The 22,717-nt window shown below is 73.1% G+C and carries 13 protein-coding genes; 4 read left to right on the top strand and 9 right to left on the bottom strand.

Translation table 11 applies throughout. The features are described from left to right. Positions 1 to 143: 143 nt before the first annotated feature. The 6 genes from F4559_RS36170 to F4559_RS01785 form a co-directional block, all read right to left on the bottom strand. Positions 144 to 4,472, bottom strand: coding sequence for a glycohydrolase toxin TNT-related protein (locus tag F4559_RS36170; protein ID WP_312865435.1), 4,329 nt, complete (start codon positions 4,470 to 4,472; stop codon positions 144 to 146). Positions 4,473 to 4,555: 83 nt separating this feature from the next. Continuing rightward, complete coding sequence (locus tag F4559_RS01805; RefSeq protein ID WP_184665843.1) at positions 4,556 to 6,073, bottom strand: TNT domain-containing protein; 1,518 nt, start codon at positions 6,071 to 6,073, stop codon at positions 4,556 to 4,558. After that, positions 6,070 to 6,477, bottom strand: coding sequence for a hypothetical protein (locus tag F4559_RS01800; RefSeq protein ID WP_246445041.1), 408 nt, complete (start codon positions 6,475 to 6,477; stop codon positions 6,070 to 6,072). Before F4559_RS01800 ends, F4559_RS01805 begins: the two co-directional genes overlap by 4 nt. A gap of 16 nt (positions 6,478 to 6,493) precedes the next feature. Then, positions 6,494 to 13,186 carry a WXG100-like domain-containing protein gene (locus tag F4559_RS34695; RefSeq protein ID WP_184665841.1) on the bottom strand — a complete coding sequence of 2,231 codons (6,693 nt, stop codon included), beginning with the start codon at positions 13,184 to 13,186 and terminating at the stop codon, positions 6,494 to 6,496. A 14-nt stretch (positions 13,187 to 13,200) separates the two neighbouring features. Continuing rightward, positions 13,201 to 13,512 carry a WXG100 family type VII secretion target gene (locus tag F4559_RS01790; protein ID WP_184665840.1) on the bottom strand — a complete coding sequence of 104 codons (312 nt, stop codon included), beginning with the start codon at positions 13,510 to 13,512 and terminating at the stop codon, positions 13,201 to 13,203. After that, positions 13,509 to 14,015, bottom strand: a complete 507-nt coding sequence (locus tag F4559_RS01785) for a YbaB/EbfC family nucleoid-associated protein (protein WP_184665839.1) — start codon at positions 14,013 to 14,015, stop codon at positions 13,509 to 13,511. Before F4559_RS01785 ends, F4559_RS01790 begins: the two co-directional genes overlap by 4 nt. A gap of 109 nt (positions 14,016 to 14,124) precedes the next feature. Between F4559_RS01785 and F4559_RS01780 the strand changes: the two genes are divergently transcribed. The 3 genes from F4559_RS01780 to F4559_RS01770 all read left to right on the top strand — a co-directional run bounded on the left by F4559_RS01780 (position 14,125) and on the right by F4559_RS01770 (position 16,733). Beyond that, a complete protein-coding gene (locus F4559_RS01780) occupies positions 14,125 to 15,315 on the top strand; it encodes an MFS transporter (protein WP_312865434.1) in 1,191 nt (396 codons plus the stop codon). 273 nt (positions 15,316 to 15,588) lie between these two features. Next, entirely contained in the window at positions 15,589 to 16,443 is an 855-nt protein-coding gene (locus F4559_RS01775) for a bifunctional methylenetetrahydrofolate dehydrogenase/methenyltetrahydrofolate cyclohydrolase (RefSeq protein WP_184665838.1), read from the top strand. 5 nt (positions 16,444 to 16,448) lie between these two features. Next, positions 16,449 to 16,733 carry a DUF3017 domain-containing protein gene (locus tag F4559_RS01770; protein ID WP_184665837.1) on the top strand — a complete coding sequence of 95 codons (285 nt, stop codon included), beginning with the start codon at positions 16,449 to 16,451 and terminating at the stop codon, positions 16,731 to 16,733. Here F4559_RS01770 and F4559_RS01765 read toward each other — a convergent pair. Continuing rightward, a complete protein-coding gene (locus F4559_RS01765) occupies positions 16,730 to 17,287 on the bottom strand; it encodes a TetR/AcrR family transcriptional regulator (protein WP_184665836.1) in 558 nt (185 codons plus the stop codon). The two genes, F4559_RS01770 and F4559_RS01765, sit on opposite strands and share 4 nt — an antisense overlap. A 67-nt stretch (positions 17,288 to 17,354) precedes the next feature. Here F4559_RS01765 and F4559_RS01760 point away from each other — a divergent pair, with 67 nt between their 5' ends. Continuing rightward, on the top strand, positions 17,355 to 17,930 hold the full coding sequence (locus F4559_RS01760; RefSeq protein ID WP_184665835.1) for a dihydrofolate reductase family protein: 576 nt from the start codon (positions 17,355 to 17,357) through the stop codon (positions 17,928 to 17,930). On the opposite strand, the gene F4559_RS01755 is transcribed toward F4559_RS01760, so the two are convergent. Next, on the bottom strand, positions 17,907 to 21,170 hold the full coding sequence (locus F4559_RS01755; protein WP_184665834.1) for an error-prone DNA polymerase: 3,264 nt from the start codon (positions 21,168 to 21,170) through the stop codon (positions 17,907 to 17,909). The genes F4559_RS01760 and F4559_RS01755 overlap by 24 nt on opposite strands. Continuing rightward, a complete protein-coding gene (locus F4559_RS01750; protein WP_312865433.1) occupies positions 21,170 to 22,702 on the bottom strand; it encodes a DNA polymerase Y family protein in 1,533 nt (510 codons plus the stop codon). The genes F4559_RS01755 and F4559_RS01750 overlap by 1 nt, the downstream gene beginning before the upstream one ends. Positions 22,703 to 22,717: the final 15 nt, after the last annotated feature.

The raw sequence follows: 22,717 nt of genomic DNA, 5'->3' as shown, positions 1-22,717 counted from the left end.
CACCGCGAGTTGTGCGTTCAGGCACCGCGAAATGTGCGTTCGGGCATGGGTGGTCCGGGGGTCGGCCGGTGCTTTGTGGACGGGACCCGACGACCCACGTGCCTTTGGGTGGCACGTGGGTCGTCGGTCGTTCCGTCTTGGGGTCAGCGGGTGGGGGCCTCCTGGTTGGCCACCTCCACGAGGATGCCGTCGGCGAGCATGTCGTCGATCGACTTGGGCATCAGGTAGGCCGTGCCGCCGCCGGGCTGTTCGAACCACGGCACGGCCACGCCGGTCAGCACCTCGACCTGCCGGCGCAGGCGGTACACGCGGTACGGGCGGCTGATCCACGACGGGACCAGTGACCGTTCCTCGAACGGGGTGCCGGCGGCGTACACCAGGTTGCCCGCGCCGTCGCCGAAGCGGTCGATCTCGGTGCCGGCGGCCAGTTCCACCATCTTCTTCTGGCGGAACAGGGTCAGTGGCGGTTCGCCGGTCAGCGGGTTGATCGGCCACGTGCGTACGGCGGGCTTGTTGTCCGCCACCTGTGCCTGCTGGGGCACGGGCGGTGGCACCTGCACGGTTTGCTGCTGGACCGGTTGCTGCTGGACGGGTTGCTGCTGGGGCTGTTCGGCGGGGCGTGGCGGCATCGGGCGGCTCTCGCGGAAGCCGTTCGGTGGGCGTTGCGGCGCGTACTGCGGGCGGGGCAGTCGGCGGCCGGCCAGCACCAGGCGGCCGATCAGGTACGAGGCGGCGTCCTCCACCCGGTCGAACCGGACCGGGTCGACCTGGCCGGCCTCCACCCGGCAGACCTCCCAGGAGCGGCCCGCCACGCGCAGCAGCCACGTCCGGTCGACCGGGTCGCCGCCGATGCGGTACGCGGCGTGCGGCACGCCCAGGTCGTCGAGAGCCCGGCGGAGGCCCGCGATCTCGCGCTCCTCCTCGGGGGTGACCTGGCGGGGTTCCGCCGGTTCCTCGGCCTGGTTCTGCCGGGCCTGCTCGGGTTCCGGCGCGGTCGGGGTGTCCGGACGGCCCTGGTCGGTCGCGGGGCGGCGGTCGGACTGGCCGGGAATCGAGGGGGCCGCGGCAGGCATCGGGACGGCAGGTGCGGCGGGAATGCCGGGACGCGGGGTGGTGTGGTCGGACTGCGGTCGGCCGTCCCGGGGTGCCGCCTGGACCACCGGGTCGGTGTCCGTGTGGTCGGCGCCGACAGCGGTCGGACCGGCCTGGTCGACGCCGAAGGAGTTGGCGCCCAGGTGGTCGGCCACCACCGGATCGGGCCCGGGAGGAGTGTCGACGGCGGGGTGGCTCCCGGTGTGGTGCGTCGCGGCGTGGTCGGACCCGATGCCCTGGCCCGCCTGGTACTCCGGGCCGGTGCGGTGGCCGGCCTGCCCGAGGTGGTCCACGCCGTGGCCGGACCGGGCCGGGTGGTCGGGACCGGTCTGGGCGAAGTGGGCCGGGGGTGCGTCGTGGCCGGACTGGGCCGGGCGGTCGGGACCGGCGTGGGTGAAGTGGGACGGAGGCGTGTCGAGGCCGTGCTGCCGGTGGGGGTCCGGGCCGATGCCGGGGCCGTCCTGGACGCGAGCGTCCGTGCCCTGGCCGCGACCGGACCTGGATCGGAAGGCCGGGGGCACGCTGAGGTCGACCTGGGTCTGGTCGGGACCCGGGCCGTGGAGATCGGGGGTCGCGGTGCCGCTGTCGTGCTGGACGCGGCCGTTCTGCGCCGTGGCGTGACGGTGGGGATCCTGGCCCGAGTCTTGGCCGTGCGGGTCCTGGCCGGTGTCACGGCTGCGGAGGCCCTGGTCCGAGCCGTACGCGGGAGGTGCCTGGTCCGGGGTGCGGCCGGGATCGGCCGGGGCCGCGAGGTGGTCCGCCGTCAGGCCGTGGTCGGGACGCATCCGGTGGTCCGGGTCCGCGAGGTGGCCGGGAGCGGCGTAGTGATCGGGAGCGGCGTGGTCCGGGGGCGTGTCGTGGCCGGATTCCGGGGTCGTGTCGGCGGGGGCGAACGTGGGGTGGTGGTCGGACTCGGCGAAGTGGTCCGGTCGGGTCCGGTGGGTCGGGTCGGTGCCTTCGGGCGTCCGGGCGTCGTGGTCCGGTGCCTGGTGGCCGAAGTCGGTCCGGGAGGCGAAGCCGGGCTCGTCGAAGACGCGCGGATGGGCCTCGGCGTGGTGCTGTTCGAAGGGCTGGGGGCGACGTCGGTCGTCCGCCTGCTCCGGGTGGGTGCGCGGGTCCGGGCTGTCGGGGCGGATCTGGTCGAACGGGCCGGTCTCGTCGTCCGCGAACGTCGGGACGTGGTCCGGGTCGGCGAACCTGCGGCGGTCGTCGATCGGTGCGGTCTGCTCGACGGTCGACTCGGGGTGGTCGTCGAAGCGGGCGGCTTGGGCTTCGAGGTGTTCCTCGAAGCGGCGGGCCTGTTCGGCGCGGGACACCAGGTGGTCCTCGAACCCGCCGGGGTGGGCCGGGTGCCCGTGGTCCGCGTCGGCCGGGTGGTCGTCGAACCGGCCGGTTTCGTCCACGGGGGACTCGTCGGTCGTGTACCGCCTGTCCCGGTCGTCGAACCCGTGCGCGTTCTCCGGGTCGCCGAAGCCGTCGTCCTCGCCGGACTCCGGCCGGACCTCGAACCCGTCCGCGACCGGACGGCCGTCGAACGCCGTCCCGGAACCGTGGTCGGTGTCGAAACCGTGCGGTCGGTCCGCGTCGGGCGCCGGGTGGTCGGTGAAACCGGAACCGGGCTCCGGCCGGTCCTGGAAGCCGTCGGCACGGTGTGCCTCGGAACCCGCGGCCCGGTCGAAACCGTGGTCCCGGTCGAAGCCGTCGTTCCGGTCGGGGGTGGTGTGGTCCGCGAACCCGAGGGCCTGGCCGGCCTCGGTCGGGCCGTCGAACCCGTGAGCCCGCTCGGTGGTCGGGGGCCCGTCGAAGCGACCTCGGTCCGCGGCCGGGTCGTCGAACGCGGCGTGATCGGTGAACCCGTGGGCCTGGTCGCCGTGGTCGTCGAACGCGGCGTGCTGCTCGACACCGTCGACCCGGCCGGTGTCGGCGCCCGCGGGCTCGTCGAAGGGGCCCTGGTCCGCACGGGGGTCGAACCCGTGCGGGTGGTCGGCCTCCGGGAGCGGTGGCCGGTCGGCGCCGCCGGGAGTCGAGTCCGGGTGGTCGTCGAACGACCGGCCCTCGTCGGCGTGGTCCGGCCCGGCGGGAGCCTCGAAGAACTCGGTCGGCGCGGAGGTGGTGGGGACGTCCGCCAACTCGTCCTCGTCGTCGGCCAACGGGTCGAACGGGGCGGTGTGGGTCAGGGGGTCGTGGCCGTTGACCCGGCGTTCGTCGTGCGGGACGGGGTCGGCGTAGTCGCGGCCGACCTCGAACGCGGCCGTCTCCGCGAACGGCACGGGGTCGGCCGGGGGCTGCTCGGCGGGCGTCGCGGTGTCGTCGGCGAACGGGTCCCAGGCCTGCGTGTCGCCGGCGTCCTGGTCGTACTGGGCGGGCGCGAACAGGTCCATTCCGTCCACATAGGACTCACGACGGTAGCGCTCGTCCACGACCGTGCCGTCCTCGGCGAAGGTCACCCGGTACGGCGGGCCGTCCTGGTCGAACTCGATGCGCTGCGGCACGAACTCGCCCAGGCTCCTGGTCACCTCCTCGCCGGGGTCGACCGACGCGGCCGGCGGGCGGGGCAGCGGGGTGTCGCGGGCCGCGACCGGCGCACCCAGGTGCGCGGCGGCGGCGACCCTGGCCTCCTCGGACACCTCCGGCGGCACGAAGTCGGCCGACCGCGCCCGCTCCACCAGTTCCGCCTCGGGCGGGATGCCGTACGTGCGCAGGTAGTAACCCACCGCCGCCGGCCAGATCCACTGCCCGTCGGTCTGGAACGCCACCGGCACGACGGACGGGTTGCCGTCGGCCAGCACGTCGGCGTCGTAACCGCGACCGGCGACGATCACCGGCGCGCCGTCGAGGTAGGCGAGCAGCCGCTCGCGCTCCGGCTCGGGCACCACGGGCCGGTTGACCGACGGCCGCCCGCCGGGCCCGGCGCCGTCGAACACCCGTGCCGTGCGGTGGCCGCGCGGCACGGACGACAGCCGGTGACGCAGCCACTCCGGCACGTTCTCGTCGGTGCGCGGGAAGAACCGCATCTCGTCGACGTACGCCTGGGGCGGCGGCGGGTTCTGCCACGACGGCTCGGCGCGGTCGAAGTCCAGGTTGTAGCTCGACGGGTGGTCGAGCCGGTAGCGGGCGTTCGACCACGACCCGCGCCCCTGGCGGTACATGCCGGTGCGCAGCCGGGCGAACAGGCCCGCCACCTCCTGCGGTGGCGTCCACGCGCGCACGACGCCGTCCGCGGCCCGAACCTCGGCGGACAGCTCGAAGTACCGGCCCGTCGCCCGGTACTCGGCCGTCACGTGCGCCCAGTCGGCCGGCGCGGCGCGCATGAGCGTCAAGCCGATCTGCTTGACCAGCGCATCCTGCTCGGTGGGGTTCAACGGCTTCGGCTCCGACACGTCCACCATCTTCCCCTGCGACACAGGGTGCCCGCACCGACCCCCGCTACGCCGAAAGGACTAACCACGCCACGCGATCGAGGTCAGACCCTCGGTGCCGGTGGTTGCGTCGTCGCTTCGGACACCTCGACCAGGCTGCCGTCCGCGAGCAGGTCGCGGACCGGTCGGTTCAGGAAATACCCGGTTCCGCCGCCGACCTGCCCGAACCACGGGACCGCGACACCCTTGAGCGCGGGCACCGGGCGTTGCACGCGGTACACGTGGTAGCGGCGGTTCAGCCAATCCGGTGGGAGCGACCGGTTGCCGAACATCGTGCCCGCCGCGTACGTGAGATTGCCCTCCTCCGAACCGAACCGGTCCAGTTCGACGCCGGCTTCGAGCAGCACGGGTTCGCGGTCCCGGAACAACGACAGCGGCGGCTCGTCGGGCAACGGCTGGATGTCCACGACCGGCCGCACGGGGATGCCGGCGGTCGGCGTGGCGTCGCGCCGCACGGGCTCCCGGCTCCACAGCAGTTCGGCGAGCAGCACCTTGGCGGCGTCGACCGCGTGCGGGTACACCCGCGGACGCCCCTGCGGACCGCGGCTGGAGTCCCAGAACTGGACCTGCCAGCCCTCCGGACCGGGCGCGGGCTCGACGACCAGGGCGTCCAGCCGGGGTTCGAGGATGCCGTACTCGTTCTCGTCGACGCCGTACGCCACGAGCCGCTCACGCAGCTTCTCCAACACCCGCCGGTCGCTCTCGTCGATCACGCGCGGCGTGAACGGCGGCAACGGCGCGCCCTCGGCCTGGCCGGTGGCCAGGGCCGCGGCGGCCTTCTGCGTGTCGTCGTCGACCTCGGGCACGTGGTAGTCGTTGTCGCGGATGTGCTGCACGAGCTGCGGCACGGGCGCGACGGCATGCGTGCGCAGGTAGTACGCGACGCCACCGGGCCACACCCACGTGCCGTCGGTGTGGAACGTCAGCGGCACGGCCGGCGCCGCGTCCGGCTTGAGCGCGTCCTGCCCGTAGCTGCGCGCGGCCAGCACGACCGGCGCGTTCTCCAGGTACGCCAGCACGTCGTCGAGTTCCTGCGGGTGCACGCCCGGCCGCTGGAAGACCGGCGCGCCCTGCTCGTCGAGACCGTCGAACACCGGCGCCAGGAAGAGCGCGGACGTCGGCGCCTCCAGGCCGGCGCGCGTGCGCAGCCAGTCCGGGATCGCCTCGGCCGGCCGCGGGTAGGCGTCCAGCTCCTCCAGGTAGTGCCGCTCCAGCGGGCGGTGCGTCCACTCCGGGTCGACGTCGCGGTTGAACTCGGCCGAGTACGTGTCCGGGTGCACCAGGTGGAACTTCAGCGAGTACCACGTGCCACGCGTGCTCGTGGCCATGCCGTCGCGGAGCTGCACGAAGAACGGCAGCGCCTCCTCGGGCAGCTCCCACGCGAACGCGCGGCCGAAGATCGTGACGCCGTTGGCGTCGACCTCCAGGTGGCGGCCCATCATCCGGAAGTCGACCCACAGCTGCTCCCAGTCGCCCGGCAACCGCTGCACCAGCAACGTGGTCACCGAGCCCAGGATCGCGTTCTGGTCCTCGATCGACAGGACCGGTTCGGGCGCGGTCATGCGTTCTGCTCCTCTGCACCCGCGAGCTTGCGCCGCAGCCAGTCCGGCGTGAACGCCTCGTCGCGCGGGAAGACCTCGAGGTCGCGCGCGAAGTGCTCGGCGGGGATCTCCGGGACGAACTTCGGGTCGTGGTCGACGTTGTAGGTGATGTCGATGCGCGCGGGCGCGTTCACGACGCAACGCGCCGAGAACCACGCCCCGCGACCGGGCCGGTAGAGCACCTGCCGCATCTCGGTGAACGCGGCGAGCAGACCGTCGGGCAGGTCGGCGGCGAGGCTCGTGCCGTCCTGCCGGTACACGGTCAGCTCCGCGTCCTGCACGCCCACGGTCAGCCGCACCAGCAGGTCGACCCGCCGGAAGTCCGGCGGCGCGACGTCGAGCAGCAGGTTCCCGATGCGCTGCAACAACTCGTCGTGGCGATCAGAAGTCGCTGGGCCAGAGGGCCGCGTTGTGCTCATTCGGGTAGCTCCTGAAGTAATTCCTCGTGGTGCCGTCCGGCAACGTCACGCGCCAGCGGGTCTGGTAGGTGTGCGGGTGCCGCTGACCCGGGTCGCGCAACGCGAACGTGTCGACGGACTCGACCGTACCGAGACCCTCGGCCACGAACCGCGCACGGTCCCGTTCCATCGCGTACCAGGTCTCGTCGGTGGCGAACGCCGGCCGCCGGTTGCCCTGGTTCTCGTCGCGCTGCTGGCTGGACTGGTTGATCTCCTCGCCGGGGAAGCCCATCTCGTTGCCGCCGTGGTGGCCACCGTCGGAGAGCTTGGTCTTCTTGCCGGTCTCCGGGTCGACGGACACCTCGCCGTGGTCGCCGACGTTGCGCTGCGCGGTCTCGTCGCGCCGGATGTGACCGCCCGAGTTGAAGTCGGGACGGCCCGTGGTCGCGGTGGTCTCGCCCAGCCCGTCGGTGCGGCCGGTCCACATGCCGTTGTCCGCGCTGACCGTCGCGTTGGGCAGCGGCGTGTTCATGTCCGCGCTGAACGGGCGGAAGGTGTGCACGTGGGACGGCACGCCGTCGTCGCCGGTCTGGATCGTGCTGTAGCCGTTGCCCTGCCGGTCCTCCAGCACGAACCGGGTGCCGGGCGGCAGGTCCTCGCGGCCGGAGAACGGGTTCGAGTTGTCGTAAGGGCGTTCCACGGCGGCACGCTGCTCGGGCGTCCACCCCGACGTGTCGCCGTCCAGGACGCGGACCGTGGGGACGTTGCGGCCGTTCTCGTCCCGGACGACCTCGATGCCCAGGTGGACCTCGCCCACAGGCGTCGGCCAGGTCGGCACCGGACTGGTCGCGTCGCCCCGGTCCAGGCCGTAGAAGCCGTCGGAGGTGACGACCGCGGTCGGGGGCGCGGCGGTGATCTCCGCGTTGGCCCGGCTGCGCTGGCCGGAGAACGTCTCCTCGTAGACCACCAGGCCGTTCTCGTCGGTGATCACGCGACCGCGCGGCTGGCCGTGCTCGTCGGAGACCGTGTACTCGGTGCTGCGGTCGTGCACCTGGCCGGGCCGGCTGAACGGCTCGTTCTGCCGCAGACCGTCGACCGTGCGGGTGTTCTCGAACCGCGGCGCGACGTTGGGCGCGGCGTCCTGCGGGTTGCCGTGCTCGTCGGTGCGGAACTCCTGGTGCAGCGGGCCGCGGTCGATGTTGTAGTTGGCGCCCTCGATCACGTGCGTGGTCTCGGGGTTGCGGTGCGGTTCGTCGGCCGTGCCCCAGAAGTCGGGTGCGGCGACCCAGCGCGGGCGGCCGTCGGCGCCGGTCTGGACCGTGCCGCGGTAGTTGCCCTCGGTGTCGTACACCTCCATGCGCGTATCGGCCGGGAGGTCGGTGCGGGCGACGAACGCCTCGCCCGGCCGGGGCGCCATGGGGTGGTCGCGGTCGATGGTCTGCCGGCCGTTGGCGGGCTCGGGCACCTCGTCGACGATCACCCGGCGCTCGACCTCGACGGTCCGCCCGCCGACCTTGATCTCGTCGGTCCAGGTGCGCATCGTGCCGTCGGCGTTGGCCACGAACGCGTCGTTGCGGTTGCCGATCTCGACGCGGTAGTCCGCGTTCGGGTACGGCCGGGCCACCTCGGGGTTCTCGCGGGTGTTGGTGGCCCGGGCGTCGACCGAGACGTTGCCGTCCGCGTCGACGTGGACGACCGAGCGGACCCGGCCGTCGGGGTCGCGGACCTCCACGCTGGTGTCGCGGGGCAGGTCGCGGCCCTCGAAGTAGGACTGGCCCTCGGGCAACGTGACCGACTCGCGGTGCGTGGTGGTCGGTTCCTCCCACTGCGTCTGCACCTGCGGTTCGAGGTGCTCGCGGCCCCGGTGGGCGCTCTCGTCGCCGAGGTCGCCCGTCGGCTCGTGGCCGGGGGGCATGCCGTTCTCGCCGGTGGGCGTGATCGTGCCGTCCGGGTCGAACGCGTGCCAGCCGCCGTCGGGCGGGAGCGTGGGGCCGGCGCCGTCACGGGAGCTGGAGTAGACGTTGCCGTCCGGGTCGGACCACGCGAGGTTGTCCGGCGCGACGACCTGCTGACCGGTCTCCCGGGCCACGTAGGAGGCCAGGCTGTTCTCGCCGCCGACACCGGCCTCGCAGCCGACGAACATGATCGGCCGCCCGGCGAGGTCCGGGTGGTTGTTGATCAGTTCGACCAGTTCGGGGCGGGTGTAGTGCGTGTCGCCGATGCGCACGCCGTCGCCGTCGGTGTGCACGTCGAGGACGACGTGGTCGCCGCTCTGCGGGATGCGTGCGCTCAGGTCGCGCAGGCGCTGCTCGGTGTGCAGGGCGACGCCCGCGTCCGTGGGCGTGCTGTTGCGGATGGCCTGGTCGACGCGTTGGGACACCTCGCCGAGCGGGATCGGACCCCGGTGCGCGACCGGGCCCAGATCCGGGTTGGGGGTGAGGTTCGAAGCGTCGTTCGTGGTCGGGGTGTAGTCGTCGAACGCACCGTCGCGGGCGTCGTCGACGGTGACGGTGTCGGGCGTGCGGACGTTGCCGTTCTCGTCGAACGTGCCGAAGTCGGGCGGCAGCACCCGGCCGTCGGCGGGCGGCACGTCGACCTCGTGCAGGTGACCGAGGTCGATCAGGTGCTGGACCGACATGTTCCCGGTGGCCGGGTCCACCAGGTCCGGGTGCGCGACCGGCTGGAGCTGGCGCGCGCCGCCGGTCTGGTCGAACGCCGGGGCGACGGGGGCCAGCTCGACCATGAGCGGCCGGTCGAGCACGTAGACGTGGTAGCCCTTGCCCATGCTGTCGGGCATGATCGCCCGCTCGCCGAAGCCGTACGCCTGACCGTCCGGGCGCAACGGGCTGAGGAAGTCGCCCATCGGACTGCCGAACCGGTCGAGCACCGTGCCCGCCGGGAGTTCGACGACGACCCGGGGACCGCCCGCGCCCTGGTTGGGCGGCCAGGCGATGGAGCCGTCGGGCCTGGAGTGGGCCTGGATGAACGGCTCGTAGGAGCCGTAGGGGCCGTAGGGCTGGTAAGTGGGCTCGATGATCGCCGCGGCGCGCTGGTCGTAGGTGCCGACCTCGCGGTCCGTCGGACCGGTCGAGTCGTGCACCGAATGGTAGGGGCCGTCGTGCGAGAACCCCTCCACCACACCGGCCGGGTTGTTCCAGGGGCCCTTGTGGGGGAAGGGATCGGCGTCGGACGGGGTCGAGTCGGCCGGAGCGGTGTCGGTGGTTCCCGGGTCGGTGGTTCCGGGGTCGGTGGGCCACTCGTGGGAGGCCGCCGGGGTGTGCTCGTCTCCCGGTGCCCCGATCTTGTCGGGGGTTTCGGTGCCCGGGTCGGTCGGGCCGGAGTCCGCGGGCACGCGATCGGCGGGGTCGGTGGTCCCGGGTGCCGGATCGGTCGACGTGTCGGCGGGGGTCGAGTCGACCGGGGTCGAGTCGACCGGCGTAGCGTCGGTCGGCGTGGCGTCCGGCCGCGCGTCACCGGTGGTCGGCGGCTCGGTGCCACGCGAGGCCGGACCGTCGGCCGGAGCCGGCGTGTCCGTGCCGCGGGCGACCGGGCCGTCGGGCCGGGTCGGGTCCGTGCCACGCGACACCGGGGACTCCGCACCGGGTTCCGTGCCGCGTGAAGCGGGGCCGTCGGTCGGTGTCGGGGCGTCGGTGCCACGAGTGGCCGGACCGTCGGGCCGGGTCGGATCGGTGCCGCGGGACGCGGGGGCGTCGGGCCTCGCGGGCTCGGCAACGCGTGGGGTCGGGGACTCCGTGCCGCGAGCGGCGGGTGGTTCCCAGCGTGGCTCGGCGCCGCGCGAGGCCGGGGACTCCGTGCCACGGCCGCCGGGTGCCTCCCAGCGTGGTTCCGAGCCGCGTGGTTCCGAGCCGCGTGGGGCCGGTGCGTCGGGGCCGCGTCCGGCGGGCGAGCCGGGACGGGTGTCCGTCGGGCGGCCGTCGGAGGGACGCGGTGCGTCGGGCCGGGCCAAGGCTTCGGGGCCGCGGGCGAAGGGGGCGTCGGGCCTCGTCGGACGCGGTGCCGCGTCCGGGCGGGGCGGTTGGCCCCCGGGCGGGGCCTGGTGGGCGGGTGCGGACGAACCGGGCGGCGGCGTGTAGCCCTGCTGCGGGCCGAACCCCTGCTGGGGACCGAAACCCGTCGGCTGCTGCGGGATCGCCGACCGCTGGTCGGGCGTCGGCTGGTACGACGGATTCGCGTAGGCCTCGACCGGCGCACCGGTCACGGAACTGGCGCTCACCGCGTCGGTCCCGCGCACACCGGACGAGTGGTCGTCCGAGAAGTAGCCGCTCGCCGTGGGCGCCGACGGACGGCCCCCGCCGAGTCCCCCGCCACCACCACCGGGTGCACCACCACCGGGAGGCGGCGCGAACCCTCCACCGCCACCCATGGGACCGGTCCCCGAAGCGGGACCCGAGTGCGACCCAGCGCCCGGAGCACCACCGGACAGGTGCGGAGCCGGACCACCACCGTGCGGCCCGGCCCCCGGACCGACCGGACCAGGGCCGGGCAGACCCGAGCCCGTCGGACCGACCCCCGGCACACCCGACCCGACCGGACCCGAACCCGGCACACCCGAACCGACCGGACCGGTCCCCGGAAGGCCCGACCCGACGGGACCGGTGCCAGGCAAGCCGGAACCCACCGGACCGGAACCGGGCACACCTGAACCGACCGGACCCGAACCAGGAAGACCGGACCCGACCGGACCCGAACCCGGCACACCCGACCCGACGGGGCCGGAACCAGGAAGACCCGAACCCGCCGAACCGGCACCCGGCAGACCGGAACCCACCGGGCCGGAACCAGGAAGACCCGAGCCGGCCGGGCCCGCACCCGGCACGCCGGAACCGATCGGGCCCGAACCGGGCGCACCGGAACCCACCGGGCCTGAGCCCGGCAGACCCGACCCGGCCGGGCCGGCGCCCGGCACGCCGGAACCGGGAAGTCCGGAACCGGGAGTCGAGTGGGCACCCGGCGTCGAACCGGCGGTGGGAGTCGCCCCGCTACCGGGGTTCGGGCCGGTGCCCGACGTCGGACCACCGGGAGCGGACGTACCGGGCGTGGAACCGTTGCCGGGCAACGAACCTGTGCCCGGAGTCGAGCCGTGGCCCGGCGTCGTGCCCGCGCCGCCCGGAGTCGGGTGGCCGCCGGGGGTCGCGCCGGTCGACCCCGGTGTCGAGTGCGTGGCGCCCGTGCCCGAAGTGGTGCCGTGGCCGCCGGACGCACCCGGTGTCGGGTGGCTTCCGGACGATCCCGGGCCGAAACCCGGTGTGGCGGTGGGAGTCCTGCCCGCGGCGGGGGTTCCCGGCGAGGTGCCACCGTGCCCCGGCGTCGCGGTCGGCCCACCGGGCGTCGGACCCCCGGTCGTCGGTGCGCCCAGGCGGTTGCCGATCGACGAACCGCCCGACGACGGGGTCGTCGAGGTCGGCAGCGGGCCGTTCGAGGTCGGGGCTCCGGTGAATCCTCCCGGCGAGGACGTCGGGCCACCGGAGGAGTGGTCGCCGCCGACCGGGGGCGGCATCGACACCGACGGGCCGGGAGCGGGCGGAGCCGCCACCGACGAGGCAGTGGTGGTGTCCGTGCCACGCGGCCGGTTCAGGCCGTCGCGGTTCACGGTCGGACCGGACGGACCGCCACCCGGCCCGGCTCCGGTCGGAGCGGAGCCGGTCGGACCCGCTCCCGTCGGGCCGGTTCCGGTCGGGCCGGTTCCGGTGGGACCCGATCCCGTCGGGCCGCCGGTGGGAGCGGCCCCCGGGGGACCACCGGTCGGCGGGCCGCCGGCGGGTGGCGTCAGGTCGGGGGGTCCGCCGCCCGGACCGCCGGGCGTCACGTGCGGCGCCTCGACCGTGATGCCGTCCTTGGCACCGCCGATGCCACCGGACACCGCACCGGACGTCGCACCCAGCAGCACGTCCTTGGCGCTGATGTCCTGGCCCATGACGGCCGCCGTGCCGACCGTCGACACGGCACCTTCCACGGCACCGCGCGTCGCACCGACGGCCATCTGCCCGGCCAGGCCGCCGCCCTGGAACTTCAGGCCGCCCGACACGCCGCCGACCAGACCCGACACCGCGCCGGACACGGCCGCCTCGCCGGTCTTGCCCCAGTCCCAGTTCTTGCGCTCGCCGGACAGCATCTGGATGCCCTGGATGGCCGCGTCGATGCCGACCGAGATCGCGACCTCCTTCAGGATCGCGATGATCAGCTGCCGGAACGTGAACTGCACGATCAGCCTGGTCGCCTGCTGCGCGATCGGGATGCCGGCGGTGGACGCGCCGAACGTGCCGAACGCCGCCGCCACCAGCGCCGCGATCTCGATCGCCAGCGCGATCAGCGACGCGATGATCGACAGCTTGGTGTACTCGACCTCCAACGCCGTGTTGTCGCAACTCTCCGCGAGCTGCTCGCAGATCTTCTGCAACTTCGGCAGGTACGAGTCGTCGCCGTCGGCGAACTTCTTCCAGTACCCCTCGAACGCCTTGACCGCTTCACCGGTCTGGCTCGACATCACGGTCGACGCGGCGCCGTTCGCCTCGTCGAGCACGGACTTCACGCCCTGTGCGGCGGTGCGATAGGCATCGGCCATGCGCCTCAGCGCCGTCTCGTCGCCCTCCGGCCAGCTCTGCCCGACCACGATCGGGAAGAGCCACGTGACCTCGCTCGGGATCTCGATGCCCACCGCTTGCCAGCCCCTCAGTAAGTCCGGGTGAAGCCGGACGCGTTGCCGTGGTCCGAGCCCTCGTAGGCGTCGGCGGTCTGGTCGACCGCGCCGCGGATCTCCGCCAAAGCCGTGGCGAGGCTGCCGAACGCCTCCAACGTGGCCTTCGAGTTCGGCACGTACTCCTTGGCGAATGCCTGGCCCGACTCGTCGTTGCCCCAGCACTGGCCCTCGGCGGACAGCGCGGAGTCCAGCGTGCGCAGGACGCCGTCGAGCGAGTCGCCCGCGGCGCCGAACTGCGTGCCGCCCTGACGAAGGCCGGAAACGTCGACGCCGAAGCCGGTCACCAGCCGCTCCTGTCCATGAAGCTCTCGCCCTCCTGGTCGTCGTCACGCGGTGCGGGACGCCGGGTCGTCGCGGGCGGATCGGCCACGACGGGCGGCTTGGGCACCAGTTCGCTCAGCGGCGGCACGCCGGGCAGCAGTTCCGACAGGTCGAGCGACGGGCCGGTGCGCGCGTCGGCCAGCGTCTCCTCCACCTCGGTGCGTGCCTTGGCGATGGCCTGCCGGACCGTCTCGGTCGCCAGTCGGGCCAGCTTGTCCGGGGTCTGGTGGCGGTCGAACGCGCTCGGCGCGAACTCCAGCGAGGTCAACGCGCCCGACGCGTCGACCGACGCTTTCACCGTCCCGTCCTTGGACACCGCGCTCGCGGTCACGGCCAACGCGCGCTCCTGCGTCTCGCGCAGTTGTGCGGTCTTCTCACGCAGCTCGCCGAGGAGCGTGTCGACCTGTTCGCGCATGGCGGCGTTGCGTGCCTCCAGCTCGGCCCGCCGGCCGCTCGGATCGGTCACAGTCGTCCCCTCGGTCGCGCCGTACGTGAGGTGCAGACGCTAACCGAGGCTTTCGGGTTCCGGTGGAATCGACCGTGAATTGTCGGACCCCTCGGGCACAGTGGTCACCGTGCTCCGTCCCTACCGGGAACTCGCCGCGATCCCCGGCCTGACCGCCCTGCTGTGCTGGGCGCTCGCCGGGCGGTTGCACCTGCCGACAGTGCCCTTGGCGGTGGCGTTCCTGGTAGTGGGGTGGACGGATTCGTACGCGCTGGCGGGCGTGGTCGGCGGTGCGATGACCTTGGGCATGGGCGTGGCGAGCCCGCTGCGGGGTCGCGCAGCGGACCGGAAGCCGGCGACGCCCCTGCTGCTCGCGACGGTGTCGGGTTACGCCGTGGGGATCACCGCGCTGGGCCTGGTGCCGGTGCTGCTGCCCGCGTCGGCGTGGCCGGTGGCGGTGGTGGTCGCGTTCCTGGTCGGCGTGTCGACGCCGCCGGTCACGCAGCTCAGCCGGGCGGGGTTCCAGCGGCTGGCGTCCGGTCCGACGTTGAACGCCGTGTTCACGGTGGAGGCTTCGACGCAGGAGTTGACCTACGTGATCGGTCCGGCAGCGGCGGCGGCCGTGGTCGCCGTGGCGAGTCCGGAGATCGCGTTGTGGGGCGCGGGGGTGACCGCCGTGGTGGGGGCGCTCGGGTTCCTGCGTGCTTTACGCCGGGCCGGGATCGACCGACCCGTGCCGCACGAGCGCGCGCACGGAGGTCCGGCGCTGCTCCGGGACCGGTCGCTGGCGTTGTCGTTCCTGGCGGCCGGGGCGATCGTGGCGTCGCTGGTGTCGATCGACATGGTGATCGTCGCCTTGGCGCGGGACGGCGGGGTGCCCGCGTTGGCCGGTGCGCTGGCGGCGGTGTGGGGTGTCGGGTCGGTGGTGGGCGGGCTGGTCACGGGCGGGTGGACGGGGCCCATGCGGTTCGCGCGGCGGATGTTCGCCATGTCGTTGGGGTTGTTGGCGCTGGTGCCGGTGTTGCCGCCGGTCGTCGGGTTGTCGCCCTGGTCGGTCGGGGTGGTGCTGGTGATCGGCGGGTTGACGATCGCGCCGACCATCGCGGCCAACAACAGTCGGATCGGGGCGTTGGCTCCGGAGGGGCGCAAGGCCGAGGCTTTCGGGTGGATGGCGACGTTCACGACGGCCGGGCCGGCGTTGGTGCTGCCGTGGATCGGGCGGTTGATCGACGGGCCCGGTCCGGCCGCGGCGGCTGCCGCGGCGGGCGGGTTGGCTCTTCTCGGGACGGTGGCCGCTTCGGCGGTCCACGTGCCCCGCTGATCGCGGGTCTTCTTCGGGCTCGTGGTTCGCGCGAGTTATACGTCCAGGCACCACGAGTTGTGCGTTCAGGCACCGTGAGTTGTGCGGTCGGGGTGCGGTGGAATCGTGAGGTGTGCGTTGGGGCGCCGAAAGTTGGGCGTCGTGCGTTCGGGGCTTGGATCCCCGGGGTGGTGGGTGCGGGTGTGTCGTGTTCCGCGGTTGTCGGGCTTTTGGGGGCTTGACGTTGACTACGTCGTCGCGCGGTGGTTTGGGGCGGGGTGACAAGATGGGGGTGTGACGGCGACGATCCTCAACGGCAGGGCTACGCGGGACTCGATCTTCGACGGTCTGCGTGCGCGGGTTGCCGCGCTGGTGGAGCGGGGTGTGACGCCCGGTCTCGCGACCGTGCTCGTGGGGGATGACCCTGGATCGCACTCGTACGTCAAGGGCAAGCACGCCGCGTGTGCGAAGGTCGGCATCACCTCCATTCGGCGTGATCTACCCGCCGACACGACGCAGGCCCAGCTCGAAGCCGTCATCGACGAGTTGAACGCGGACCCGGCCTGCACCGCCTACATCGTCCAGCTCCCGTTGCCGCGCCACCTCGACGCGAACGCCATCCTGGAGCGCATCGACCCGGCCAAGGACGGGGACGGGCTGCACCCGGTCAACCTCGGCAAACTCGTGCTCGGTGACGAAGCCCCGCTGCCGGCCACCCCGCGTGGTGTGGTCGAACTGCTGCGGCGCTACGACGTGCCGCTGGCCGGTGCGAACGTCACCGTCGTCGGGCGTGGTGTGACGGTCGGGCGCCCGATCGGGTTGTTGCTCACCCGCCGTTCCGAGAACGCCACCGTGACGCTGTGCCACACCGGCACGAAGGACCTCGCCGCCGAGGTACGCCGGGCGGACATCGTGGTCGCCGGGGCGGGCAGTCCCGGTCTCATCACGGCCGACATGGTCAAGCCGGGTGCGGCCGTGGTCGACGTGGGCATCACGCGCACCGAGGCGGGTCTGGTCGGGGACGTGCACCCGGACGTCGCCGAGGTCGCCGGGTTCCTCGCGCCGATCCCCGGCGGTGCCGGGCCGATGACGATCGCCATGTTGCTGACCAACACGGTCGAGGCGGCGGAACGAGGTCTGGCCCGGTGAAGGCGATGTCCGAACGCACGGCGGCGAGCCGGCACCTGCCGTTCGGGCTGGTGCTCGCGGTCGTCGTGCTCGGTCTCGTACGGATCGGCCAGTACTACTGGCGCGAAGGCGTGGTCCTGATCGGACTCGCGTTGTTGATCGCGGCCGTGCTGCGGCTGCTGGTGTCCGACGAGCAGGCCGGGTTGATCGCGGTCCGGGGGCGGGGCATCGACGCGTTGCTGTACTCGGGCCTGGGTATCGCCGTGATCGTCGTGGCGATGACGATCATCGGCGGGCCGTTCAACCGCTAGAGCCGGTCGACCATCGCGTCCACCAGCCCTTCCACGTCGGCGAGCACGTCGGGCAACGTCAGGTGCTCCAGCAGCAGCCCGGTCATGGCCAGGTAGAGCACCTCGAATCCGGCGCGGTCGCCGGGTAGTCCGGCCTCGGCGTGGAACCGGAAGTTCTCCTCCAGGGTCACGCTCATCGTGCGTGTCAGCGACGCGCGCAGTTCGGGCCGTCGCGTGGCCTCCAACCTCAGTTCGAGCACGGCCAGGTAGCCGGTGCGTTCCCGACGCATGCGGTCGAGCAGTTCGCGCATGAAACGTCGGACGAGCGCGTGGTCGCGTGGCGCGCTCAACGCTTCCACGACCGCCGCCGGGTCGGGCGTGAGTCGCACGTGGACGCGTTCGGCGACCTGGTGCAGCAGCACATCCCGGTTCGGGAAGTAGTTCGAGGCCGTACCGGTGGGCACGGCCGCTTCCTGGTCGACGGCGCGGAACGTGAGCCCGCGCGCGCCTTCCCGGGCGAGCACCTCGATCGCGGCGTCGACCAGCGCCACCCGCCGTTCCGCGTTCCTGACCACAGCGACCTCCCTTGACAACCACTACAGGCATAGTACTACAGTCGTCGTGGTTCACCGAGGAGGCACCATGCGAAAGCTCGTCTACTACGTCGCCGTCACGCTCGACGGCTTCATCGCCGACGTCGACGGCGGCTTCGACTCATTCCTGTTCGAAGGCGACCACGCCGGGTGGCTGACCGCCGAGTACCCCGAGGCCCTCCCGACCGCGGCCCGCCCGTACCTCGGTCTCGACGGCGTACCCAACCGGCATTTCGACACCGTTCTCATGGGCCGCGCCACCTACCAGGTGCCCGGCGGACTGCCGAGCCCCTACGCCCACCTGCGGCAGTTCGTCGTGTCGTCCACGCTCACCGGCACGCCCGACGACGTCGAGGTGATCGACACCGTCGACCCGGTGCGCGCCCTGAAAGCCCAGGACGGCAAGGACATCTGGCTCTGCGGCGGCGGGAAGCTGGCGAGCGCCCTCGCCGCCGAGATCGACGAACTCCGGCTGAAGATCCACCCGATCGTGCTCGGTCGGGGCATCCCGCTGTTCGACGACGTGCCGGGCGTGCCCCGGTTCACGCTCACGTCGACCAGGTCGTTCGACACCGGCGTGGTGTTCTCCACCTACGCCCGGTCAGCGGAAGTCGCGGGATCGTGACGGTATGCGCAGGTCCAGGTGCTGCAACCGGTCGGCGCGCAGGCTGATCACGCCCTCCGCGCTCTCCAGCACGCCCCGGACCAGCAACGCCGGACTGGCCAGCGCGACCTTCCGGTACCGCGCCCACAACCCGGGTGTGCACACGACGTTGAGCATGCCGCTCTCGTCCTCGATGTTGAGGAACGTGACCCCACCGGCCGTCGCCGGGCGCTGCCGGTGGGTCACCGCACCGCCGACGAGCACGCGCGTGCCGTCCGCGACGTCCGCCAACCCGGCCACGGGCACCGCACCCAACCCGGCCAGCCGCTCCCGCACGAACTGCGTCGGGAAGCTGTCCGGCGACAGGCCCGTGGCCCACACGTCCGCGACGGCCAACTCGACCTCGTCCATGCCCGGCAGCACGGGCGCGTCCACGCCCACCGCCGTGCCCGGCAACCGGTCCGGGCGCAACGCGGCAACCACGCCCGCCGACCACAGCGCGGCCCGCCGCCCCACCCCGAAGCAGCCGAACGCGCCCGCCGTCGCCAACGCCTCGACCTGCGCCGTCGTCAGGAACCCGGTCCGGACGCCGAAATCCTCGGGATCGGTGAACGGCGACAGGGCGGCGATGCGCTCGGCGTCCCGCTCCCCGATCGTGCGCACGCCCGCCAGCCCGATGCGCACCGCCGCTTCACCGTCGACGTCGGCCACCGAGGCGTGCGCACGGCTCGCGTTGACGTCCGGTCCGAGCACCCGCACGCCGTGCCGCCGCGCGTCGGCGACCAGCGACTGCGGCGAGTAGAACCCCATCGGCTGGGCACGCAGCAGGGCCGCGCAGAACGCCGCCGGGTGATACAGCTTGAACCAGGCACTGACGAACACCAGGTGGGCGAAGCTCAACGCGTGGCTCTCGGGGAAGCCGAAGTTGGCGAACGCCAACAGCTTCGCGTAGATCCGGTCGGCCACGTCCGGCGTGACGCCCTTGGCCACGGCGCCCGCGTGGAACCGGTCGCGCAGGCGTTCCATCCGGTGCGTCGACCGCTTGGCGCCCATGGCCCGGCGCAGTTCGTCGGCCTCGGCCGGACTGAAATCGGCGACGTCCACGGCGATCTGCATGAGCTGCTCCTGGAACAGCGGCACGCCCAACGTCTTGTCCAAAGCCCGCTTGAGCAGCGGGTGGTCGTGCTCCCAGGGGTCTCCGTTCCGCCGCCGGATGTACGGGTGCACCGAACCGCCCTGGATCGGGCCGGGGCGGATCAACGCCACCTCCACCACCAGGTCGTAGAACCCGCGGGGCTTCAGGCGCGGCAACGTGGCCATCTGCGCACGGCTCTCGACCTGGAACACGCCGACCGAGTCCGCCTTTTGCAGCATCTCGTAGACGCGCCGGTCCGCCAGGTCCAACGCGCCCATGTCGACCTCGACGCCGGCGTACTCGCGCACCAGGTCGATGGCGTAGTGCAACGCCGACAACATGCCCAGACCGAGCAGGTCGAACTTCACCAGCCCGACCGCCGCGCAGTCGTCCTTGTCCCACTGGAGCACGGTCCGGTCGACCATCCGTGCCTTCTCCACCGGGCACACCTCGCTGACCGGCCGGTCGCAGATGACCATGCCGCCGGAGTGGATGCCCAGGTGGCGCGGCGCGTTCTCCAGGCTCGCGGCCAGTTCCAGCACGGGCGCCGGGATGTCGAGGCCGTCGGCCGACCGCAGCGGACCCCACCGGTCGACCTGCCGGCTCCACGCGTCCAGTTGTCCGGGCGCGTGCCCCAACGCCCGCGCCACGTCCCGGATCGCCGACCGGCCCCGGTAGGTGATCACGTTCGCGACCTGCGCGGCGTGCCGCCGGCCGTACCGGCGGTAGACGTACTGGATCACCTCCTCGCGCCGGTCGGACTCGATGTCGAGGTCGATGTCCGGCGGCCCGTCCCGGGCCGGGGCCAGGAACCGCTCGAAGAGCAGCCCGAACCGGACCGCGTCCACGTTCGTGATCCCCAACGCGTAGCAGACCGCCGAGTTCGCCGCCGAACCCCGGCCCTGGCACAGGATCCCGTTGCGCCGGCAAAAGTCCACGATGTCGTGCACGACCAGGAAATAGCCCGGGAAACCCAGCTTCGTGATCACCGCCAGCTCGTGCTCGACCTGGTCGTGGGCACGTGCGTAGTCGCCGTAACGACGTCTCGCGCCTTCACGCGTGAGGTGGCGCAGGTAGCTGTCCTCGTCGTGCCCCTCGGGAACGTCGAACGGCGGCAGCTTCGGCGCGATCAGCTCCAGGTCGAACGAACACCGCAGGCCCAGCACCGCGGCCCTGTGCACCGCGCCCGGGAAACGGGCGAACCGCCGGTACATGTCCTCGCCCGACCGCAGGCACGCCGTCCGACCGGGCGGCAACCAGCCGGTCAGCTCGTCGAGCGGACGCCTCGCCCGCACGGCAGCCATCACCGCCGCGAGCCGGCCGCGTGCGGGCACGGCGTAGTGCACGGCGTTCGTGGCCACGACGGGCAGGCCGAGGTCGTGTGCCATGCCCCAAAGCAGGTCGTTGCGCACGCCGTCCTCGGGCAGGCCGTGATCGGTGAGTTCGACGTGGACGCGGTCGCGGCCGTACCGGTCGATCAGGAGGCCGAGCTGCTCGAAGGCTTTGGCGGGGCTGTCCGTCAACGCCCGCCGGACCGCGCCCTTGCGGCACCCCGTGAGCACGACGCACCGGTCACGGGTGTCCTCCACGACCTGGTCGAGGTCGTAGACCGGACGGCCCTTCTCGGCGTCGGGGTGCAGCTGACCGCTGGTGACGGTGCGGCACAGGGCGTGGTAGCCCTCGACGTCCGCGGCGAGGAGCAGCAGGTGTTCGCCGCCGGGGTCGGGCGTGCCCGTGCGCTCCTCGGCCCGCAGCGTCAGTTCCGTGCCGAAAACCGTGCGCATGCCCAGTTCGCGTGCGGCCTCCGCGAAGCGGACCACGCCGTACATGCCGTCGTGGTCGGTGATCGCGATCGCGTCCAAGCCGAGCTGCTGGGCCGTCTCGACGAGTTCCTCGGGGTGGGCGGCGCCGTCGAGGAAGCTGAAGTTGGAGTGGCAGTGCAGTTCCACGTAGGGCACGCGTTCACGGGTCGCGGCCAGCTCGTCCAGCTTGACCGTGAAATCCGACTCGTACCGCTCCCGCCGCCGCGTCCACGCCGGACCGTCGCCGCCGTCGGCCGGCCAGGGTCGGCCGGACAGTGCCCGTTCCAGGTCCGACCACCGCACCGGCGGGTTGTTCCACCCCACTAGTCGTACACGCCTTCCACCGCCCACCGGCCGCCGCTGCGGATCAGCAGGTAGGCCAGCTCCGAACCGTCGGGTGCCGTGCCGAGCACCTGGAGGCGGGCCGCCCGGACCGCGCCGGTCTCGTCCCACCAGCGCTCGTCGACCGGCCACGGCCCGGCCCAGCCGACGACCTGACGCCCGCGTCCAGCGTGCACGATCCGGTGCGGCCGGGCGACCAGTTCGGCGTGGCCGGTGACCACGACGTCGGCGCCGTGCTCGTCGAGCAGGGCGACCGGATCGGGCCGGTCGAACACGGTCGCGGGGGACGGCGCGGGCAGCCGTCCCGGCCAGGGCGCGGTCGGGTCGTCGGCCGGGACGCGTTCGTCGCCCCACGGCACCCAACGGACCCGCTCGACCGGGCCGCGACCGCCGCCGAGCACTGGCGTGACCACGGCGTCCGGGCCGAGCAGGCCCTGGACGTGGACCATCGCCCGTGCGGCCCGGTCCGCCGCCTCGCCCTGCCCGCCCCACAGGCCGAGCTGAAGCGCGTCGCCGTCGACCAGCTCCTCGGGGTCGAGGCGGACCACCTCGACCGGGCCGGTGAGGACGGCGCCGGTGAGCCACCCGTCGAGCTGCCACCGCACCCGGTCGGCGATGCCCTGGGCGGTCAACGGGTCGGCGCAGCGCCACACCCGGCGGCGGTGCTCGCCGGTCGTGGTCGTCGCCTCGATCGCCAGCCGGGTGCACGCGAAACCTCGGGCGGACAGGCCGGTGTGCAGGCGTTCGGCCAGCGTGCGCGCGGCGAAAGCGGCGGCGTCGACCCGGTCGACCGGTGGGTCGAGGACGAGTTCGACAGCCGGGTCGACCGCCGGGGTCCGACGGGAGGGCGGCCGTTCCTCCAGGCCCCGGGCGAGCCGGTGCGCGAACACGGCGTCCTTGCCGAACCGGCCGGCGACGTGACGTTCGGAGATCGCGGCGAACGCGCCGAGCGTGCGCAAACCCATGCGCCGCAACAGGTCCACCAACGCGGGGCGGCCGAGTTCGCGGACGTCCAATTCGGACAGGAAGGCGGCGGTGTCGGCCACGAGCCGACCGCGCCGGGCCGCCAGGGTGGCCGCGAACACCCCGTCGGCCATGCCCACCGACGCCTCGACCCCGGCCCGTCCGGCGACGTGGTCGACGATCCGCTCGGCCGCGGCGGCGGCCGACCCGTAGTAGGCGACGGGTCCTTGGGCGGCCACCGCCACCACGCCGGGGCGGACCACCTCGATGCCCGGCGTGATCTCCTCCACGGCGATCGCGACGGGTTCGAAGACGCGGGCGTCGCGTTCGCCGTCGTGCTCGAAGACGACGAGTTCGGGACAACGGCCCTGGGCGGCCCGGCGTCGTTGGCCGACGAAGACCCCTTCGGTGCGGGCCACGGCGGAACAGGACGCCACCTCGCCGTTGCGGATCACGGCGGCGGGGACGTGCGGTGACACCCCGCTTTCCGCGGCAGCCGCCACCACCGCCCAGTCGGGACACCGGACGACCAACGTTCGCACACCCACCACCTGTAGCCGTGAAGC

This window comes from Saccharothrix violaceirubra, from assembly GCF_014203755.1.
Classification (GTDB): Bacteria; Actinomycetota; Actinomycetes; order Mycobacteriales; family Pseudonocardiaceae; genus Actinosynnema; species Actinosynnema violaceirubrum.
The sequence above is the reverse complement of the archived record's forward strand: the minus strand, read 5'-3'. Positions and strand labels throughout refer to the sequence as shown.

Bases quoted from the DNA above. Each gene is read 5' to 3' on its own strand.
- F4559_RS01805 (WP_184665843.1), bottom strand. From the start codon at position 6,073: ATGACCGCGCCCGAACCGGTCCTGTCGATCGAGGACCAGAACGCGATC.
- F4559_RS01770 (WP_184665837.1), top strand. From the start codon at position 16,449: ATGTCCGAACGCACGGCGGCGAGCCGGCACCTGCCGTTCGGGCTGGTG.
- F4559_RS01760 (WP_184665835.1), top strand. From the start codon at position 17,355: ATGCGAAAGCTCGTCTACTACGTCGCCGTCACGCTCGACGGCTTCATC.